We start from the raw sequence: 19,121 nt of genomic DNA, 5'->3' as shown, positions 1-19,121 counted from the left end.
TGCACAAGGAGCAGAATCACATCGCTTACAACCTATGTGTGTCACCCTGGGGAAATGAAAGACGATGTTAGGGGAATAAAAAGCGGATAAACCAATTTTCCACAGAGCGGTACCGAATACATCCCAAGCTTTTGGGGTTGATCTGTGTTGAGTTCACAGGTGTTGTATTATTAGAGAATTCAGTCTTACATTAAGGGAATGTAATGCCGAGCTGTCCACATTTTGCACTTTTTTTGTATTTTAAACAGGATGAAGTTATTCGAACATTTCTCTCTGGAGTGGTCTATTCTACAGCAATGGTTGATTATTGCCGGAATAGCACTGGCTGTTTTTTTAGCATTTTTATTCTTAGCCCGCAAATCAAGGAATTTGTTACGAAACCGTCTGATTAAGCGTATGGACGACCATCTCCTTGCTGACTTTCTCGCAGGAATATTCGGGACTTTGGTGATATTAGCAGGCTTGCTTGTCGTTTTTAGGATAATAGGCTTGAATGGGGTGATCTCAGGTATGCTTGCCGGGGCAGGGATTTCTGCTTTTATTATTGGTTTTGCGCTGAAGGATATTGGGGAAAACTTCCTGGCGGGGATAATCTTAGCATTTAAGCGTCCCTTTAGGGTGGGCGATATTGTGGATATTAATGGGCTAAAGGGGAAGGTACTTACACTTAATCTTAGGGATACTCAGATCAAAACAGGGGATGGCAAGGATGTTTTTATTCCAAATGCCGTGATAATCAAAAATCCTCTGATCAACTTTACTATTGATGGGTTTCTGCGCTATGACTTTATTATCGGACTGGACTATGGGTCGGACTATCAGGCAGCGATAGACTTGATTAGAAAAACCATACTTCAAGTGCCGGGAGTCTTGGAAAGCCCGAAAGTCCCGGGGGTTTGGGTGATGGAGTTGGCAGAGAGTACCCTCAATGTCCAAGTAACTTTTTGGGTCAACACTTTCCAACGGACCATTTCTGATCCTGAAGTGAAGACACAGGCTATTTTGAAGGTACTGACTACCTTGGAAAAGGCCGGCTTTAATATGCCGGCACATGTGGTGGAACTGAAGAATTATCAGGGAAAGGATTTTAAATCCTCAATCCCTAGTTCCCTTCTATAATGCTTGTCAGATCTGCCGGAGAATAATTGACTGACTTGAGTGTTTTTCTATCCCCTTCCCTGAATACCAAAAATACATCCCCTTCTTTTTCATAGAAGCATTCAGTGCCCTTTGCATTGTAATGGGCCACGGTAGCTTTTGCCTCATCTTCGGTTTTGCAGGCTTTGCTCATATTTGACCGCTGCACTTCATCGAAAAGTGTTTTGAATTTTTCTCCTAAACCAAATTCCAGTATCGCACCGGATAATACGTACTGCAAATCGCATAGTGCATCGGCTACTTCTACCAAATCATTATTCACAATGGCTTCTTGGAGTTCTTTCAGCTCTTCGGCCAGAAGAGAAACACGTAGATCGCACCTTACTTTCTCCGGGATGGCAGGGGAAGGCAATACCGGGTGCTTGAAGGTTTCGTGAAATAGGGCAACAGAAGTCAGCGATTTTGGATCTTGCATAAGATAATAATTGGAATAAATGAAAGGTTGAAATAAATGAAAAAGACTGGATTTTGGCTCTGTTTTACTAAAATTCTGCTACTTGCTTTATCAATTCATTGGTTTCCTTTTCATATTATCACCGTGGTATTAACTAAATTCGAATCAATTTCTGGCGGTTTTTAATTTGAGAATCAGACAATACGTCTGATTTTGCGACAAGATGTATATGTTTGTATTTCCACAACCGCTTGGATGGGTTTTTGTCCAGAAATACACTTTAACTTTCAATGGAAATTTCATTCTACAAATATCAGGGAACCGGCAATGACTTCATCATGATCGATGACCGTGCCGCAAAGTTTGACGAGACGGATTTAAAACTGATCAGCAGGCTATGTGATAGAAAGTTTGGTATAGGTGCTGACGGGTTAATATTGATTAGAAATCATAAGGTTTATGATTTTGAAATGATCTATTTCAATGCCGACGGAAGCCAGAGTATGTGTGGCAACGGAGCAAGGTGTGCGGTGGCTTTTTCAGCCTTCCTAGGCATTCTGGAAGAGAGAACGAAATTCCTTGCCATAGATGGGGTACATGAAGCTGTGTTGAAAGATGGTCTTGTGCATCTGCTGATGGGGGATGTAGCAGGAATAGAAGAGAAAGAGGGCGATTCTTTTGTCAACACAGGTTCACCACATCACATCCGATTTGTCGATGATGTAGCAGGCTATTCCGTTTTTGAAGAAGGAAAGAAGGTGAGATATGACCAGATGTATGCGCCATCCGGCACAAATGTCAATTTTGTGCAAAAACTCACGGATGATGAGATCTTCGTCCGTACTTATGAAAGAGGCGTGGAAAATGAGACACTTTCTTGCGGCACCGGCGTGACTGCGGCCGCAATCACGTTTGGTAAAGACCGACCTGTAGCATTGATCAAAATAAAAACCCTTGGTGGTGATTTGGCCGTAGAGTTTAAAGCCGAATTAGACGGAACCTATAAAGAAATATGGCTTATAGGGCCAGCTGAGCAGGTTTACAGAGGAAAAATAAGCGTTTAACCAACCAAGAAGAGTTCTGCTCCGATGAACTGGTTTTATTATCAATTATAACAAAAAGGGCTTAATTTTGAAGCCCTATATAGAGAATCACAAAAAGCTAGCATGTTAGATATTATAGCAAAAGGACTTGCAAAAGTATTTGGAACCAAGTCCGACCGAGATATAAAAGAACTTCTCCCCTTAGTCAAACAGATCAACGAGGTCTTTTCTGAGCTGAAGAATGCCAGTGATGATGAACTGAGGTCTAAAACTGCGGAAATCAAAGCAGAAATCAACGCCCACCTAAAGGAGATTGATGATAAGATCAGCGCCATAAGATCAAAGGTGGAGGAGTTGCCAGTGAAGGCGATTCATGAAAAAGACCAGCTTTTCAACCAGATAGAGCAGATAGAGAAAGACCGGAATGTGGCCTTGGAGGTAGTCTTGGAAAAGGTTTTGCCAAAGGCATTTGCTGTAGTAAAAGAAACAGCAAGACGTTTTAAGGAGAATGGAAAGCTTGTGGTACAGGCCTCTGACCGTGATCGTGAACTGGCCGCCAACAAGCCGAACGTGGAAATCCAGGGCGATGAAGCGATCTGGCACAACAAATGGATGGCAGCGGGTACTGAAGTGGTCTGGGACATGGTCCATTACGATGTACAGCTGATCGGTGGTATGGTGCTCCACAAAGGAAAAATTGCCGAAATGGCCACCGGGGAAGGTAAAACCTTGGTATCTACCCTACCGGCATATCTAAATGCCCTTGCCGGAAGAGGAGTGCATATCGTTACGGTCAATGATTACCTGGCCAAGCGTGATTCCGAATGGAATGCGCCGCTTTTTGAATTTCACGGATTATCGGTGAATTGCATAGATAAGTTTCAGCCAAATTCTGAGGGTAGAAAGCGAGCTTATGCGTCCGATATAGTTTACGGAACCAATAACGAGTTCGGGTTTGATTACCTGAGGGACAACATGGCCCGCGAAGCCGGAGACCTAGTCCAAGGTAAGCACCATTTTGCTATGATAGATGAGGTCGATTCTGTGCTGATTGATGATGCAAGAACTCCTCTGATCATATCCGGGCCTGTGCCCAAGGGCGATGTGCATGAGTTTGATGAAATGAAGCCAAGAGTCTCAACGCTAGTGGATGAGCAACGCAAATTGATCCAAGGCTTCCTTAGCTCTGCCAAAAAAATGATCGCTGACGGCAATGAGAAAGAAGGCGGGTTGGCACTTTTTAGGGCATTCCGCGGAATGCCAAAGTACAAGCCTTTGATCAAATATCTTTCTGAACCAGGAATCCGCGTGATTCTTCAGAAAACGGAAAACTACTACCTGCAGGATAACAAACGACAAATGCCTGAGGCAGATGAGCCGCTTTTGTTTACAATTGATGAAAAAACAAACGTAGTCGATCTGACAGACCGAGGCATCGAGACGATGACTACTAAGAATGAAAACACAGAGTTTTTCATTCTTCCAGACATAGGAGTCGTGATTGCAGATCTGGAAAAAGAAGAAGGTATTTCCGACACCGAAAAACTGGTTCGAAAAGAAGAAGCGATCAAAGATTATAGCGTAAAAGCCCAACGCATCCATACTGTCAATCAACTCCTCAAAGCCTACTGCATGTTTGAGCGGGATACAGAATATATTCTGGTAGATGGTAAAGTGAAGATCGTGGATGAGCAGACCGGGCGTGTGATGGAAGGCCGTCGCTACTCAGATGGGTTGCACCAGGCGATTGAGGCCAAGGAAAACGTGAAAGTGGAAGATGCTACCCAAACCTACGCTACCATTACACTGCAAAACTACTTCAGAATGTACCACAAGCTGGCTGGTATGACCGGTACGGCAGAGACTGAAGCCGGGGAATTCTGGGAAATCTACAAATTGGATGTAGTGGTCATCCCTACCAATAAGCCGATTATTAGAGAAGATCGGGACGACAAAGTTTATAAGACTGTCCGTGAAAAGTTCAATGCCGTTGGTGATGAAATCAATGAGCTGGTAGCTGCGGGACGACCTGTACTGGTGGGTACCACCTCTGTGGAAATCTCCGAAGTACTGAGCAGGATGTTGACCCTAAAGAAGATTCCGCACCAGGTACTGAACGCAAAGCAGCATGCAAAGGAAGCTGATGTAGTTGCTATTGCGGGTCAGGCGGGTACTGTAACTATTGCTACCAACATGGCGGGTCGTGGCACGGATATTAAATTGACCCCGGAAGCCAGAAAAGCCGGAGGTTTGGCTATCATTGGTACTGAGCGTCATGAATCCAGACGTGTGGACAGACAGCTCCGTGGTAGATCAGGACGGCAGGGAGATGTGGGGTCTTCCCAGTTCTTTGTTTCATTGGAGGATAGTCTGATGCGTCTTTTTGGCTCTGATCGTATAGCCAAGTTGATGGACAGGATGGGGCTGGAAGAAGGCGAAGTCATACAGCATAGCATGATTTCCAAGTCGATCGAACGGGCCCAGCGTAAAGTAGAGGAAAACAACTTTGGAACCAGAAAGAGACTGCTTGAATACGATGATGTGATGAACTCCCAGCGTGAGGTAGTATATAAGAGACGGAGAAACGCGCTTAAAGGAGAAAGGCTGGAACTGGACATCCTTAATATTATGTATGATGTCTGTGAAGGTCTCGTAGATATAGGCAAGTCCAATGGCGATGCAGAAGACTTTAGAATGAATGTCTTTACCACCTTAGGCGTAGATCATAACATTACGGAAAATGATCTCAAATCAAAGGATGCAGGCCAGTTGACCCAGGAGTTATATACCATAGCATTCGAAGCTTATCAGAAAAAAAGTGAGCAAATGATGAGCACTGCTCTACCGATCTTTAAGCGGGTTCAGGAAGAAAGAGGCGCTACCGTAAAAGATATTATGGTTCCCATCTCTGATGGAATCAAGCAAATCGGGGTAGTTGTAAATCTTGAAAATACCGTAAACACAGGCGGCAGGGAACTGGTGAGGGCTATTGAGAAAAATGTATCCCTTGCGATAATTGATCAAAACTGGAAAGAGCATCTCCGTGATATGGATGATCTGAAACAGTCGGTTCAAAATGCCGTCTATGAGCAAAAAGATCCCCTACTCATTTACAAGTTTGAGGCCTTTGAGATGTTCAAGCGCTTTATAGGCAAGTTGAATGAGGACATGACATCATTCTTGACCAGAGCAGACCTGCCTAAGCAAGATCCTAATCAAGTACATGCGGCCGCTCCTCAAAGAGCAGCGGAAGCGAAGGTGCAGGCTTCAAAAGCAGATGTGGGAAGCACCCTGAACCCTGGCGCTAACCGTGCCGCTGCAGCCGCGGCCAATGCCGGACGACCTACTCCTCAGGTCGTAGCTCCTAGAAAATCAGATAAGGTGTATGGAAGAAATGATAAAGTCTCTGTGCAATACACCAATGGCACCACCAAAACTGATGTGAAATATAAAAGTGTGGAACAGGATGTGCAGGAGGGAAAATGTGTAATCATCGATAATTAAAGGAGACATGAGAATTTTCTGGGTTTTAGGATTTTTACTATTATTTGCTGGATGTAAATCCACAGGCAAAACCTCTGCATCAGCATCTAATTACGCTAGGTATCAAGAAAATCTGGAACCTTCTCTTCCGGAATATCCAGATTACCGGGCACAGATGAATTCAAAACCCTCCTTGGGAGAATACCCAGAGTCCACAGAGGCGATTGATGGGCAGTTGGATCAAATACAGGAAAGCTTACTCAGTAAGAATAAGTCTGAGCCTTATTTCAGTGGATACTCTGTATTGGTGTATTCAGGAATTGACCGTACAAAAGCCTTTAAAACCCGTGATGATCTTGTGGCAAACTTTCCTGATTTGGTGCCAGAGATGCAATACCAGCAGCCTAGATACCTGGTGAAGGTCGGGAAATTCGCACATAAAATTGAAGCTCAAAAAAGCTTCGCCCAAGTCAAAACAGAATTCCCTACCGCGAGGATAATTCAAGATCGTTTTCAGCGGGAAGAATTCAAGACGCTAAATGAACTCAACCAAGAAAATGCTGAAGGACAAAATTAAAGCTCTGGCTAAAGCCTATAAACAAGAAGTAATTGCAAACCGTCGCCACCTTCACGCCAATCCGGAACTGTCTTTTCAAGAATACAACACCGCAAAGTTTGTAAAGGAAAAACTCCAAGAAATAGGAATCTCACATATTGAGTCAAAAGCCGACACTGGATGGGCAGTACTGATAGAAGGGAAAAACCCTGAAAAGCGGGTAATAGCACTTCGGGCGGATATGGACGCTTTACCTATAATTGAGGCAAATGATGTTCCCTACAAGTCCACAAAACCTGGCATTATGCATGCCTGCGGCCATGATGTGCATACAGCGTCTTTATTGGGAGCTGCGAAAATTCTGCATGAAATCAGGGATGAATTTGAAGGTACAATAAAGCTGGTCTTTCAGCCCGGGGAAGAAGTAGCACCCGGTGGGGCTTCTCTCATGATTGCGGATAAAATTTTAGAAAATCCCCGGCCTAACGGAATTATTGGTCAGCACGTGATGCCCTTTATTGAAGTGGGCAAAGTGGGCTTCCGTCCCGGAATCTATATGGCCAGTGCTGATGAACTCTACGTGACAGTAAAAGGCAAAGGCGGTCATGCGGCTATGCCTGAGACGTTGATTGATCCTGTTTTGATCGCATCCCATATGATTGTGGCATTGCAGCAGGTGGTCAGCAGAGCTGCCAGTCCGAAGATCCCTTCTGTGCTTTCCTTTGGAAGAGTGGAGGCATTGGGAGCCACTAATGTGATTCCTAATGAAGTGAAGATACAAGGTACATTCCGCACGTTAGACGAAGCTTGGAGAGCAAAAGCACATGAAAAAATGCTTTCAATTGCTAAAGGGATAGTAGAAGGAATGGGTGGAGAAGTGGATTTTGAGATCAAAAAGGGCTATCCCTTTTTGAAAAATGACCCAGAGCTGACCGAACGGTCCCATCAGGCAGCAATAGCCTATCTGGGAGAAGAGAATGTGCTTGACCTGGACATCTGGATGGCGGCAGAGGATTTTGCTTTCTATTCTCAGGAAGTCGCCGGCTGCTTCTATAGATTGGGTACCAGAAATGAAGCCAAAGGAATTACCTCTGGGGTTCATACACCCACTTTCGATATAGATGAAGATGCGCTGGAAATTGGATCAGGGCTCATGGCATTTTTGGCAATCTCTGAACTCCAAGAAGGATAATTTTGTCGTAACGCCTCTTTGACTCTTTTCCGGTAAATTCCCTCTTTACTAGATGTCACCTATCATGAAAAAACTTCTATCCACTTCAATACTTGTTTTTCTATTAGTCACCCAATCTTTTGCCTGGGGTCAACTAGGCCACTATCTGATAGGGTACATGGCAGATAAACAGCTGAAAAAGTCTGTTCGGAAAAAAGTGGAAAAGGTGCTTTATCCTATGTCCATAGCCAGAAGTGGAACTTGGATGGATGATATCAAATCGGACCATGCCTATGATTATGCCTATTCCTGGCATTACATGACCAGCAAAAGCGGTGAATATGACGAATCAATCCAAGAAAAAGGTGGTAATATTTATGTAGAAATCAATCGTATCAAGAGTGAACTGAAGGCCGGGAACCTCGAATCTCAGAAAGAAACCGAAATGCTGAAAATGCTTATCCACTTGGTGGAGGATATCCATCAGCCGCTGCATGTGGGCACAGGAGAGGACAAGGGAGGCAACGATGTGAAGGTACAGTACTTTGGAAAATCCACTAATCTTCACGCCGTTTGGGATAGTGGGATGCTGGATGGTAAATCTATGAGCTATACTGAAATCGGTGATGAGCTTTTAAGAAGGATAGATAAAAAAACAATCAGTAAATACCGCTCGGGTACTATGCAGGATTGGCTAGCTGAAGCTGTAGCGGCCAGACCAGCTATCTATATGCTGCCAGAAAACAAGAAAATATCCTATGCTTATGGCTACGAAAATTCAAAATTGTTAGAAGAGAGACTTATTGCTGCGAGTGTACGGTTGGCGCAGATTCTGGAGGAGATTTACGGGTAAAAGGATAAAAAGTGCCGTTGGTTTTTCATAGCCCAACGGGTTTTTGTTTAAGGTGCCATTAGTTTGTTACTAAGTCTAACCTTTGTGAATTCAATTTGTTATTGGATATAAATGGCTTAAAATTTTTATATTCCCTCAAACAACCCTCCCATTCCTTGGGCAGGTTTGATTTTTAGGTGCTTGTAGGCGAGTTCCGTCGCCATTCTTCCCCTGGCGGTTCTTTTCAGATAGCCTTCCTGAATCAAGAACGGCTCATACACTTCCTCTATTGTCTCTGCTTCTTCGCCACAGGCAGTGGCGATAGTGCTGAGACCCACTGGACCTCCTTTGAATTTTTCTATGATGGTCAGCAGGATTCTGTTGTCCATTTCATCCAGACCATTCACATCTACATCCAGTGCATCCAGTGCGATTTTGGCGATATCCAGGGTAATGGTACCATTTCCTTTTACCTGTGCAAAATCCCTTGTCCGGCGCAACAGCATATTGGCAATTCTGGGTGTGCCCCGGCTCCTTCTGGCGATTTCGTAAGCAGCTACTTCGTCGATCGGAGTCTGTAAAATACCTGCAGACCGGCTCACTATATCCGTCAGCAATTTAGCATCATAATACTCCAGTCTGGAATTGATCCCAAACCTTGCCCGCAGCGGAGAAGTAAGCAATCCGGACCGTGTGGTAGCACCTATCAGAGTAAATGGACTCAGAGAAATCTGAACAGACCTGGCATTGGGGCCTGAGTCCAGCATAATATCAATGCGGAAGTCTTCCATAGCGGAATACAGATACTCTTCCACAATAGGGTTTAGCCGGTGGATCTCATCAATAAACAGCACATCTCCTTCGTCTAGGTTGGTCAGTAATCCGGCCAGATCAGAAGGCTTATCCAGCACAGGCCCAGAGGTGATCTTAATACCGGCCTGGAGCTCATTGGCTATAATGTGGCTAAGGGTAGTTTTGCCCAAACCTGGAGGACCATGCAACAACACATGGTCCAAAGGCTCGTTCCGTCTCTTTGCGGCAAGCACAAATACACGTAGATTTTCCACGATCTTAAATTGACCTGTAAAATCCTCAAAGCTCAGTGGGCGTAAAGCTTTTTCGAAATCTCTGTCCTTCGGGCTTAGACTTTCGTCTTCCCCACTTAAATAATCTTCTCTCATAGTATATCTGTACGCCCACAAATATAGAAAAATACGGATGCCTTGCCCGAAATTATGAATCATCCCTTCCCCTGCTAAACTGGAAAATAAGCCTTAAATTCGCTCTCAAAATCTTTTCACCATGCGTCGAAATGCACGTAAAAACATAATTTATTCTGTAGTCCTATTGACTGCCATCATTTTGGTTTACTTGTGGAGAAATCGGGATACCACGGAGATTAAGATTGCCGACACACAGGTGGTACCGGGAAAAATATACCTGGCGGGGCAAACAATGGGAACAACCTATAATGTAACCTATCTCGATGAAGAAAACCGCGACCTTCAGCCGGCTATAGATTCCCTTTTGCATGTGTTCAACCAAAGTCTTTCCACTTATATCCCGGATTCCGAACTGAGTAAATTCAATCAGGGGGATACGATTGATTTTAATCTCCCATTTCTACTGCCAGTTCTGGAGACCTCCAGAACAGTCTATGAAAACACGAATGGGGCATTTGATCCTACAGTAGGGCCTTTGGTTAATATTTGGGGATTTGGGCCCACGGGTCCAGAACTGAAAGACAGTGTGGACATCAAACTTATGTTGGCCAGCGTGGGTTTTGACAAGATTGATTTTGATCAAAAGCAACTTCGTAAAAAGAGTCCGGGCATCTATTTGGATTTTTCCGCTATAGCCAAAGGCTACGGGTCGGATGTAGTCGCTGATTTTTTGAAAAGTAAAGGAATCACTGATTTCTTAGTGGAAATAGGTGGGGAGCTGGTAGCCAATGGCTTAAATGAAAAAGGAGAACTATGGAAGGTTGGTGTAAATAAGCCAGAGGAATCGGCCAATGCAGCCGAATTGATCAGTATTATCGCGCTTCAAAACCGCGGAATGGCTACTTCCGGCAATTATCGTAACTTTTATATGAGGGATTCTGTGAAGATTTCACATACGATCAATCCGGCGACCGGATATCCGGTAAACCACTCCCTCCTCAGTGCTACTGTATTGGCTGAGAGTTGCATTCTGGCTGATGCATATGCCACGGCCATGATGGTCATGGGAAAAGATAAGGCACTTGCTCTGGATTCCGTACTTAGCGAAATCGATGTTTTTCTGATTTTTGATGACGGGAATGGTGGTTATAAAACATTTGCAAGTGAGAGCTTAAAGCCATATTTATCTTTTTTGCAGGAGAATTAATTTAAATGCAACAGTATTGAATTATATTACCTTTGTCAGGGTTAGTATAATTCTACTTTTCCGGAAAAAAGAAAAGCGATTTAGAGCAATGGATTTCAAATTTTTACTTCTTTTTCTTACCGCCATGATCGCAGGGTCTTTGGTTTTTTTTGCCCCCGATTTCAGAGAAAAATACTTTCGGCTGGTATTGGTGTTTGCGGGATCGTATTTATTCTCCATTACCATTCTACACATACTTCCAGAATTGTTCGACAGTGGATTTGATACCAAGCAGATGGGGTTTTATATTCTGATAGGCTTTCTTCTTCAGCAGTTACTGGAGTTTTGGTCCAGTGGAATTGAGCATGGCCACATCCATGCCCACGAGCATCAAGGGAGCAAGGCAATGGTCACAGTTATGTTGGGCTTGTTTATCCATGCTTTTCTGGAAGGCACTTTACTTTCCCATGGAGAATTGATGGATGAAGGCGAGCATGCACTGGGGCATGTGCACAACAGCACAACAGTCTTACTGGGAATTCTTCTTCATAAAGGTCCGGCTGCTTTTGCCCTTGTGGCGGTTTTATCTAGTGCTTTGAGCAAAAAGACCACTTTAATTTTATTGACACTTTTTGCCTTGGCCTCTCCACTTGGGATGATGTCCAGCTCCTTTTTATTTGAAAGTGGTATTCTGGAAAAGCAGGGAATCGGCATTTTATATGGCTTGGTAGCCGGTGGTTTTTTGCATATTTCCACTACGATTTTCTTTGAAAGCAGTCCACACCACAAGTTTCAGCTAAACAAATTGCTGGTAAGTTTTTTTGCTGCCGGCCTGGCCATTCTGTCTGAGTTTTTTATGAATTGATACTGGCAGCAATCTTCTTACATGCTAGTTCTCTTTTTCCAATAGAAACTTGTTTTTTTGGGGCTTGCGCTAAAATTTCTAATATTTCACAGCAAACAGCTTGCATTCCTACAGATGCTATCGCTAGCTTATGGCGTAATTTCAATTTCTCAGCCTTAACCCCAAGATATGCCTACCCAAAAAGAAAAAATGAAAGCCTACTGGCGTAAAAACCTACAAGTACTTTTTATGCTGCTTACCGTATGGTTTGTAGTCTCATTCGGGTTTGGTATCCTCTTGGTAGATCCGCTGAATGAAATCCGGCTTGGGGGATTTAAGCTCGGTTTTTGGTTTGCCCAGCAGGGTTCTATTTACGCCTTTGTGATTTTGATTTTTGTCTATGTCGTTCGGATGAATAGACTGGATCGGGAATTTGATGTGGATGAGGAGTAACTTTTTAAGCTAGAAAATTATGGAAATACTTACCTGGACCTACCTATTGGTAGGAGTTACATTTGCAATATATATCGGTATTGCTATCTGGTCACGTGCCGGATCCACTAAGGAATTTTATGTGGCGGGAGGAGGAGTGTCCCCACTGGCAAATGGCATGGCCACCGCCGCAGACTGGATGTCTGCGGCATCTTTTATCTCCATGGCGGGGATCATTTCCTTCGCAGGCTATGATGGCTCCGTATATCTCATGGGCTGGACAGGAGGCTATGTTCTTCTGGCGCTACTTCTAGCTCCATATCTGAGAAAATTCGGGAAATTCACCGTCCCGGATTTCGTGGGAGACCGGTACTATTCCAACACGGCGAAAGTGGTGGCGGTAATCTGTGCCTTATTCATCTCTTTCACCTACGTAGCGGGACAAATGCGCGGCGTGGGAATAGTTTTTTCCCGGTATTTGGAAGTGCCGATCGAGTGGGGAGTGGTGATAGGGATGTGTATTGTGTTTTTCTATGCTGTACTCGGAGGAATGAAAGGCATTACCTACACCCAAGTGGCGCAGTATTGCGTATTGATCTTCGCTTACATGGTTCCGGCTATTTTTATTTCCATGCAATTAACCGGGAATCCTGTACCTCAATTAGGTCTGGGAGGGGTTGTCGCTGATGGCACACCGCTGTTGGATAAACTGGACGGAGTACTCACAGAGTTGGGCTTTGCGGCATATACATCAGGAAGAAAAAGCATCACGGATATGTTTATGATTACGTTGGCCTTGATGGTGGGTACTGCGGGATTGCCCCATGTGATAGTCCGCTTTTTCACTGTACCCAGGGTGAAAGACGCCAGGCTGTCGGCGGGTTACGCATTGGTATTTATAGCAATCTTATATACCACAGCACCTGCGATTGCTGCTTTTGGCATCTATAATACTATTGACTCCACTTCTGAAAAAAGTATTTCTGATCTACCGGAGTGGATCAGCACCTGGCAGAAAACTGACTTGATTAAAGTGGATGATAAAAATGGGGATGGAAAGATCCAGTATGTAGCCGATCCTGAAGCCAACGAATTGAGTATAGATAGGGATATCATGGTATTGGCAAGTCCTGAGATAGCCCAGCTTCCCAATTGGGTGGTAGGATTGGTGGCCGCAGGAGCTATGGCTGCTGCACTTTCTACCGCTGCAGGTTTGCTGTTGGTGATTTCCACTTCGGTTTCCAGAGATTTATTTAAAACTTTCAGACCCGGCATTTCGGAGAAAAAGGAGTTGAGAATAGCCCGGTTTGCTGCGGCAGGGGCTGTTTTGCTAGCGGGCTATTTTGGTGTAAATCCTCCGGGTTTTGTGGCCCAGGTGGTCGCATTTGCCTTCGGATTGGCTGCGGCATCTTTTTTTCCTGTGATCATCATGGGAATATTCTCATCCAGAGTCAATAAAGAAGGGGCGATTTCAGGTATGATTACGGGCTTGGTCTTTACGATTGGATACATTATTTTCTTCAAATTCATCAGTCCGGACATGAATATTCCGGAATACTGGTGGTTTGGTGTTTCGCCTGAAGGTATAGGATCCATAGGAATGATCCTTAATTTCATCGTTTGTATAACGGTCTCCAGATTCACACCGGCTCCGCCACAGGCGGTCCAGGACATGGTGCAGGAAATTAGGATCCCACGTGGTGCTGGAAAAGCACATGATCATTAAATTAGGGGGATTATCTCCAATATTGAAATCAATAAACCAAAGATTACCATGAGTGACAGAATACATACCCTTAGCGGCTATCTCTACGAATACCAAAAAAGCGTAACCCAACCGGAAGAATTCTGGGCAAGAATCGCAGATTCATTTCACTGGAGGAAGCGCTGGTCTAAGGTGTTGAGGTGGAATTTCGAAGAACCGAATGTGAAGTGGTTTGTGGATGGTAAACTCAACATCACCGAAAATATATTTGAGCGTCACCTGTTTACCATTGGTGACCGTCCTGCCATCATCTGGGAACCCAATGACCCACAAGAAGAAGGAAGAACCCTTACTTACAGGGAGTTATTCCATGAAGTAAACCGCTTTGCAAATGCCTTAAAAAGTAAAGGCATAACTAAAGGGGATAAGGTAATCATCTATATGCCGATGGTACCTGAAGCGGCAATTGCCATGCTTGCCTGTGCCAGGATCGGCGCCATCCACTCTGTGGTTTTTGCAGGGTTTTCCAGCTCTGCTTTGGCTGATCGGGTGAATGATTGCGAAGCAAAAGCCATATTGACTTCCGATGGCAATTTCCGAGGCAGCAAGAAAATTGCGGTGAAAGCTGTAGTGGATGAAGCATTGGAAAAAAGTTCTGTGGAAACGGTCATTGTCTATGAGCGGACAAAGCAGGAGGTGACTATGAAAGCAGGACGTGATTTCTGGTGGCATGAGGTGATCGCTGAATCCCCAAATGAATACATAGCCGAAGAGATGGACAGCGAGGACATGCTTTTCATACTTTATACATCTGGCTCCACTGGCAAACCCAAAGGGGTCGTCCATACCATAGGAGGATACATGGTGTATTCCCAATATTCCTTCGATAATGTTTTCCAATATTCCGAAGGGGATGTATATTGGTGTACAGCTGATGTGGGCTGGATCACCGGACATTCATACATTGTCTATGGACCACTTTTGGCCGGAGCCACCACGCTGATGTTTGAGGGAGTTCCTACTTTCCCTGATGCCGGCAGGTTCTGGGATGTGGTGCAAAAACACAAAGTAAACGTGTTCTATACCGCACCTACCGCCATACGCGCGCTTCAGGCTTATGGAACAGACCCTATCCAAAAATATGACTTAAGCTCTTTGAAAGTCTTGGGTTCTGTAGGTGAACCGATCAACGAAGAAGCCTGGCACTGGTATCATACCCATATCGGCAAGAATAGGTGCCCGATCGTAGATACTTGGTGGCAGACAGAAACAGGCGGAATTATGGTCTCACCAATTGCCGGAATCACTCCCACCAAGCCAGCTTATGCGACTTTGCCTCTTCCCGGAGTGCAGCTGTGCATCGTGGATACTGAAGGGAACGAGCTTACCGGAAACTCTGTGGAGGGCAATCTTTGCATTAAATTTCCTTGGCCTAGTATGATCCGTACCACCTACGGAGATCACGAGCGTTGCAAGCAAACGTATTTCTCCACGTATAAGGGAATGTACTTTACAGGAGATGGTGTGAAGCGGGACCATGATGGGTATTATAGAATCCTTGGCCGAGTAGATGACGTGATCAATGTTTCTGGGCATAGAATGGGGACAGCTGAGGTAGAAAATGCAATCAATGAACACCCCAAGGTGATAGAATCCGCAGTAGTTGGCTATCCACATGAGGTGAAGGGGCAGGGAATCTATGCGTATGTCATAGCTGACTTGACTAACAGAACTGAGGATAACCTGATCAACGAGATCAAGGAAATGGTTTCCAAAATTATCGGCCCTATAGCCAAGCCTGATAAAATCCAATTGGTGCCGGGATTACCGAAAACAAGATCAGGAAAAATTATGCGGAGAATCTTGCGTAAAGTGGCGGAGGGATCACTGGACAATATGGGTGATACCAGCACCTTGCTTGACCCGGACGTGGTGACGAAGATTATTGAAGGTAAAAAGTAGATAAAAAGAGCCAAGATCTTAGAATCAAGACACCTAGATCTTGGCTCTTTTTCATTAATCTTTTGGAGTGGAATCTTCCTCTTCTTCATCCATCTGGATAGAAGAAACGATAGAATCTGGGGAGTCCATTTCCTGTTTATAAAAATTGTGGACTCCGACCATAAAGGCTACTATCAAAGCCCACGTTAGGCGTTTGAGATAGCGCAGAAATTGGGTTGTGAACTTCATGGTTTTTATGGCTTTGCTTTGTCGGCTTCAAAAGCCTAGCCTGTACAGAAAAATAGCCATATTGTCAGTATTTCTCAAAGAAATTAATACGTATGTCATTGATAATCTGATTCTCCACCACCAAATGGCCAATGTAGTAGTCAACAGAGTAGCTGAGTTTCTCAAGCGATTTCCACCTTTCTCTTTTTTAGGGCAAGCGGAATTGGAAAAAATATCCAGTGCAGTGGAGATCCAGTTTTTGATTAAAGGAGAAACACTTTTCAGACAAGGCGATCCCCCATGTCCCCATTTCTTTATACTGAAGGAAGGGGAAATACATCTTACAGAGAGCCACACAGCAGAAGAAGAGATCAAGGAATATTTGGATGAAGGTGATGTTTTCGGAGTATTGGCACTGTTGGGTAAGCGACCGTATGTGCTTAATGCCAAGATTAACCAGGACAGCCTGATTTATGCTATTCCGGTACAGGTCTTTGAAGAGATCTTAAAGGACAATAGCAGAGTGGCGTTGTATTTTGCGGCTGGATTTGCCTCAGGGCAGGTCGTGGTGCGCCAGGATTTGTCACAAGGGCAAAAAGCCAGAGGGGTTCTGAAGAATGAGACCAGGGACAATTCCTTGCTTATTTTTTCGGATCAGTCCGAAGTGAAAATATCGTATAATGTCCTCACTTGCGATCCATCCCATTCTGTACAGGAAGCTGCACAACTGATGGTACAGGCAGATGTAAGCAGCATAGTGATCGTAGATGAATATTCCTGTCCGATTGGGATTATTACTGATAAGGATCTCCGTTTCAATGTCATAGCCAAGGCTCTCCCACTTTCCACTTCAGTCAGTAAGGTGATGACTTCTCCGGTAGTCACCCGTAAGAAAAATGCCAACTTTTCCGATCTCTACCTTACCATGATCAAAAACAGGCTTCATCATCTCGTCCTCACTGAAGATGGGACTGATCAGACGAAGGTTTGTGGTATTCTATCGGATCATGACGTGCTGGTATCTATGGGCAATAGTCCCGCCGTACTTATTCATGGATTACTGAATACCCAGGATGTAAAGGAGATCAGCGCCATCAGAAACCGCGCAAGCAAGATGCTGGCGTATTATTTGGAAAATGAGGTGGCCATGGATTTCGTGGCTTCTGTCATGACCGAAATCAACGATGTGATCATACAGCGGGCAATTAAGATCGCGGAAGAATCACTTGAAAAAGAATATCCACAAATGCAGTCTATACGCTACTGCTTTCTGACTTTGGGAAGTGAGGGGCGTGAAGAACAATTACTCCGTACGGATCAGGACAATGCGCTCGTGTATGAAAATGTGGAGGGGGCAATGAAGGAACGGGCAGCCCAGTACTTTCTAAAATTGGGTGCCAAGGTAGTTGAAGTATTGATTGCATGCGGCTTTGCGCCATGTCCCGGGGATATCATGGCCAGCAACCCCAAATGGGTACAGCCATTGGCCCGATGGCAGCAATATTTTGCCGATTGGATTCTCACGCCTACCCAGGAGGCCTTGCTTTCCGCCTCCATATTTTTTGATTTCAGGGCTGTAAGTGGAAGCAAAAGTCTCTCAGAAGAATTAAGTTTGTTTATCTATGATTCTTTACGAAAAAAGCCTGTTTTTCTTAATTTTCTGGCGCAAAATACCTTGTCCACCCCCCCTCCTCTCGGGTTTTTCAGGAATTTTGTGGTGGAAAAGTCCGGGGAACATAGAGATCAATTTGATATCAAAGCCAGAGCTATACGGCCACTAGTGGATTTGGCGAGGCTGCTGACCTTAAGCCATGGGATAATCGGCATCAATAATACCTTCAAGCGATTCGAGCGACTTGGAGAATTGGAGCCCAATTACAAGGAATTGTTCAGTCAGGCAGCTAAAGCATTTGAAATCCTCATCCGTATCAGAGCCATAGAGGGAATGAAATATGACAATGATGGGAGATTCATCAAACCGGAATCCCTCGGAAAGCTTCAGCGACAATTACTGAAAAACACGTTTGTGCCCATCGATGAGCTGCAGGATATTGTGAAGGTACGTTTTCAGCTAGAAACTTTTGGGCAATGAGCTGGTGGCCATTTTCCAAATCAAAAAACACATCCTCTGATTTTGTCAAGGAATACCTCTCAAAAAATGAAGTCACTATTCCCTCTATACGGACAATCGGCCAGCTTGAGTTTGTTGTCCTAGATACTGAGACCACGGGTCTGGACGTCAAAACCGACTCAGTACTTTCCTTCGGTGCAGTGAAGATTTTCAATGAGTGTATTCTGGTAAAGTCTGCAGTGGAGTGGTATCCTGAATCCTCCAAAAACCTCAACCAATCTCCTTTGATTCATGGGTTGGTCGAGCGTAGTCCCCAGCTTCCAACCTCACAGTTTATCAGGCAGGTGCTTACTTATCTTTCCAACTCTATTATTGTCGGGCATCATGTAGGATTTGATCTTGGTATGCTTCAGCAGATGGCTAGTCCTTTTGGGTTAAGCCAATTTCATAATCCTGTTATTGACACGATGAGTTTTACGATACGTTTAGACCATGGGCCAAATGCCAACCCAAATCATATTCAGACAAATAATTACAGTTTGGAGGCGTTATGCGATAGATTTCAGATTCCCTTAGATGATAGACATACTGCCACTGGAGATGCCCTGCTAACTGCTTTACTTTTTTTGAAATTACTTAAAATCGCAGAGGCTAAAGGAGTAAATACTTATGGCCAGCTCATTCGCTGAGGTTATTCTAAGGAGTGATTTTTATCCACTTGAAAGACCTGACCATCGTCATAACAGAGAGATTGCCTAGAAGCCAAGTTTTTTGGGTTTCAACTTTTTCCTGACTTCGACAGTCGTCAGTCCCATTTCATTATAATTAACTGACAAACAGTGTTTTAGTATTTTAGACTTGTCGTTTTGGGTGTCCTGGGGGTGTTTTTGATTACTTTTAGACATGTTTGTCCG

General features: G+C 44.3%; 16 protein-coding genes. 13 read left to right on the top strand and 3 right to left on the bottom strand.

Going from position 1 to position 19,121, the window contains the following annotated elements; genetic code table 11:
• Nucleotides 1–249 precede the first annotated feature (249 nt).
• Entirely contained in the window at nucleotides 250–1,119 is an 870-nt protein-coding gene (locus LZF95_RS11685; RefSeq protein ID WP_233755182.1) for a mechanosensitive ion channel family protein, read from the top strand.
• On the opposite strand, the gene LZF95_RS11680 is transcribed toward LZF95_RS11685, so the two are convergent.
• The gene (locus LZF95_RS11680) at nucleotides 1,103–1,573 is read right to left on the bottom strand and encodes a nucleoside triphosphate pyrophosphohydrolase family protein (RefSeq protein WP_233755181.1); all 471 of its coding nucleotides are present in this window, start codon (nucleotides 1,571–1,573) and stop codon (nucleotides 1,103–1,105) included. The genes LZF95_RS11685 and LZF95_RS11680 overlap by 17 nt on opposite strands.
• Before the next feature lie 269 nt (nucleotides 1,574–1,842).
• Here LZF95_RS11680 and dapF point away from each other — a divergent pair, with 269 nt between their 5' ends.
• The 5 genes from dapF to LZF95_RS11655 all read left to right on the top strand — a co-directional run bounded on the left by dapF (nucleotide 1,843) and on the right by LZF95_RS11655 (nucleotide 8,658).
• On the top strand, nucleotides 1,843–2,616 hold the full coding sequence (gene dapF / locus LZF95_RS11675) for a diaminopimelate epimerase (protein WP_233755180.1): 774 nt from the start codon (nucleotides 1,843–1,845) through the stop codon (nucleotides 2,614–2,616).
• 102 nt (nucleotides 2,617–2,718) lie between these two features.
• Nucleotides 2,719–6,099 carry a preprotein translocase subunit SecA gene (gene secA, locus LZF95_RS11670; protein WP_233755179.1) on the top strand — a complete coding sequence of 1,127 codons (3,381 nt, stop codon included), beginning with the start codon at nucleotides 2,719–2,721 and terminating at the stop codon, nucleotides 6,097–6,099.
• A gap of 7 nt (nucleotides 6,100–6,106) precedes the next feature.
• Nucleotides 6,107–6,655, top strand: a complete 549-nt coding sequence (locus LZF95_RS11665) for a hypothetical protein (RefSeq protein ID WP_233755178.1) — start codon at nucleotides 6,107–6,109, stop codon at nucleotides 6,653–6,655.
• A complete protein-coding gene (locus LZF95_RS11660; RefSeq protein ID WP_233755177.1) occupies nucleotides 6,636–7,826 on the top strand; it encodes a M20 family metallopeptidase in 1,191 nt (396 codons plus the stop codon). Before LZF95_RS11665 ends, LZF95_RS11660 begins: the two co-directional genes overlap by 20 nt.
• A gap of 64 nt (nucleotides 7,827–7,890) precedes the next feature.
• Nucleotides 7,891–8,658, top strand: a complete 768-nt coding sequence (locus tag LZF95_RS11655; RefSeq protein ID WP_233755176.1) for a S1/P1 nuclease — start codon at nucleotides 7,891–7,893, stop codon at nucleotides 8,656–8,658.
• 125 nt (nucleotides 8,659–8,783) lie between these two features.
• Here the strand turns inward: LZF95_RS11655 and ruvB are convergent, their stop codons facing one another.
• On the bottom strand, nucleotides 8,784–9,818 hold the full coding sequence (gene ruvB, locus LZF95_RS11650) for a Holliday junction branch migration DNA helicase RuvB (RefSeq protein WP_233755175.1): 1,035 nt from the start codon (nucleotides 9,816–9,818) through the stop codon (nucleotides 8,784–8,786).
• A gap of 121 nt (nucleotides 9,819–9,939) precedes the next feature.
• Here ruvB and LZF95_RS11645 point away from each other — a divergent pair, with 121 nt between their 5' ends.
• The 5 genes from LZF95_RS11645 to acs all read left to right on the top strand — a co-directional run bounded on the left by LZF95_RS11645 (nucleotide 9,940) and on the right by acs (nucleotide 15,929).
• The gene (locus LZF95_RS11645; protein ID WP_233755174.1) at nucleotides 9,940–11,007 is read left to right on the top strand and encodes an FAD:protein FMN transferase; all 1,068 of its coding nucleotides are present in this window, start codon (nucleotides 9,940–9,942) and stop codon (nucleotides 11,005–11,007) included.
• Nucleotides 11,008–11,095: 88 nt separating this feature from the next.
• On the top strand, nucleotides 11,096–11,851 hold the full coding sequence (locus tag LZF95_RS11640) for a ZIP family metal transporter (RefSeq protein ID WP_233755173.1): 756 nt from the start codon (nucleotides 11,096–11,098) through the stop codon (nucleotides 11,849–11,851).
• A 168-nt stretch (nucleotides 11,852–12,019) separates the two neighbouring features.
• On the top strand, nucleotides 12,020–12,283 hold the full coding sequence (locus LZF95_RS11635; RefSeq protein ID WP_233755172.1) for a DUF4212 domain-containing protein: 264 nt from the start codon (nucleotides 12,020–12,022) through the stop codon (nucleotides 12,281–12,283).
• 19 nt (nucleotides 12,284–12,302) lie between these two features.
• On the top strand, nucleotides 12,303–13,988 hold the full coding sequence (locus LZF95_RS11630; protein ID WP_233755171.1) for a sodium:solute symporter family protein: 1,686 nt from the start codon (nucleotides 12,303–12,305) through the stop codon (nucleotides 13,986–13,988).
• 48 nt (nucleotides 13,989–14,036) lie between these two features.
• Nucleotides 14,037–15,929, top strand: coding sequence for an acetate--CoA ligase (gene acs / locus LZF95_RS11625; protein WP_233755170.1), 1,893 nt, complete (start codon nucleotides 14,037–14,039; stop codon nucleotides 15,927–15,929).
• A 54-nt stretch (nucleotides 15,930–15,983) separates the two neighbouring features.
• On the opposite strand, the gene LZF95_RS11620 is transcribed toward acs, so the two are convergent.
• Nucleotides 15,984–16,157, bottom strand: a complete 174-nt coding sequence (locus LZF95_RS11620; protein ID WP_233755169.1) for a hypothetical protein — start codon at nucleotides 16,155–16,157, stop codon at nucleotides 15,984–15,986.
• A 124-nt stretch (nucleotides 16,158–16,281) separates the two neighbouring features.
• On the opposite strand from LZF95_RS11620, the gene LZF95_RS11615 reads away from it, so the two are divergent.
• Both LZF95_RS11615 and LZF95_RS11610 read left to right on the top strand, forming a co-directional pair.
• The gene (locus LZF95_RS11615; protein WP_233755315.1) at nucleotides 16,282–18,228 is read left to right on the top strand and encodes a DUF294 nucleotidyltransferase-like domain-containing protein; all 1,947 of its coding nucleotides are present in this window, start codon (nucleotides 16,282–16,284) and stop codon (nucleotides 18,226–18,228) included.
• A complete protein-coding gene (locus LZF95_RS11610) occupies nucleotides 18,225–18,896 on the top strand; it encodes a PolC-type DNA polymerase III (RefSeq protein ID WP_233755168.1) in 672 nt (223 codons plus the stop codon). Before LZF95_RS11615 ends, LZF95_RS11610 begins: the two co-directional genes overlap by 4 nt.
• The last annotated feature ends 225 nt before the right edge of the window (nucleotides 18,897–19,121 follow it).

The sequence above is a fragment of the Algoriphagus sp. AGSA1 genome (assembly GCF_021390545.1).
Lineage (GTDB): Bacteria > Bacteroidota > Bacteroidia > Cytophagales > Cyclobacteriaceae > Algoriphagus.
The sequence above is the reverse complement of the archived record's forward strand: the minus strand, read 5'-3'. Positions and strand labels throughout refer to the sequence as shown.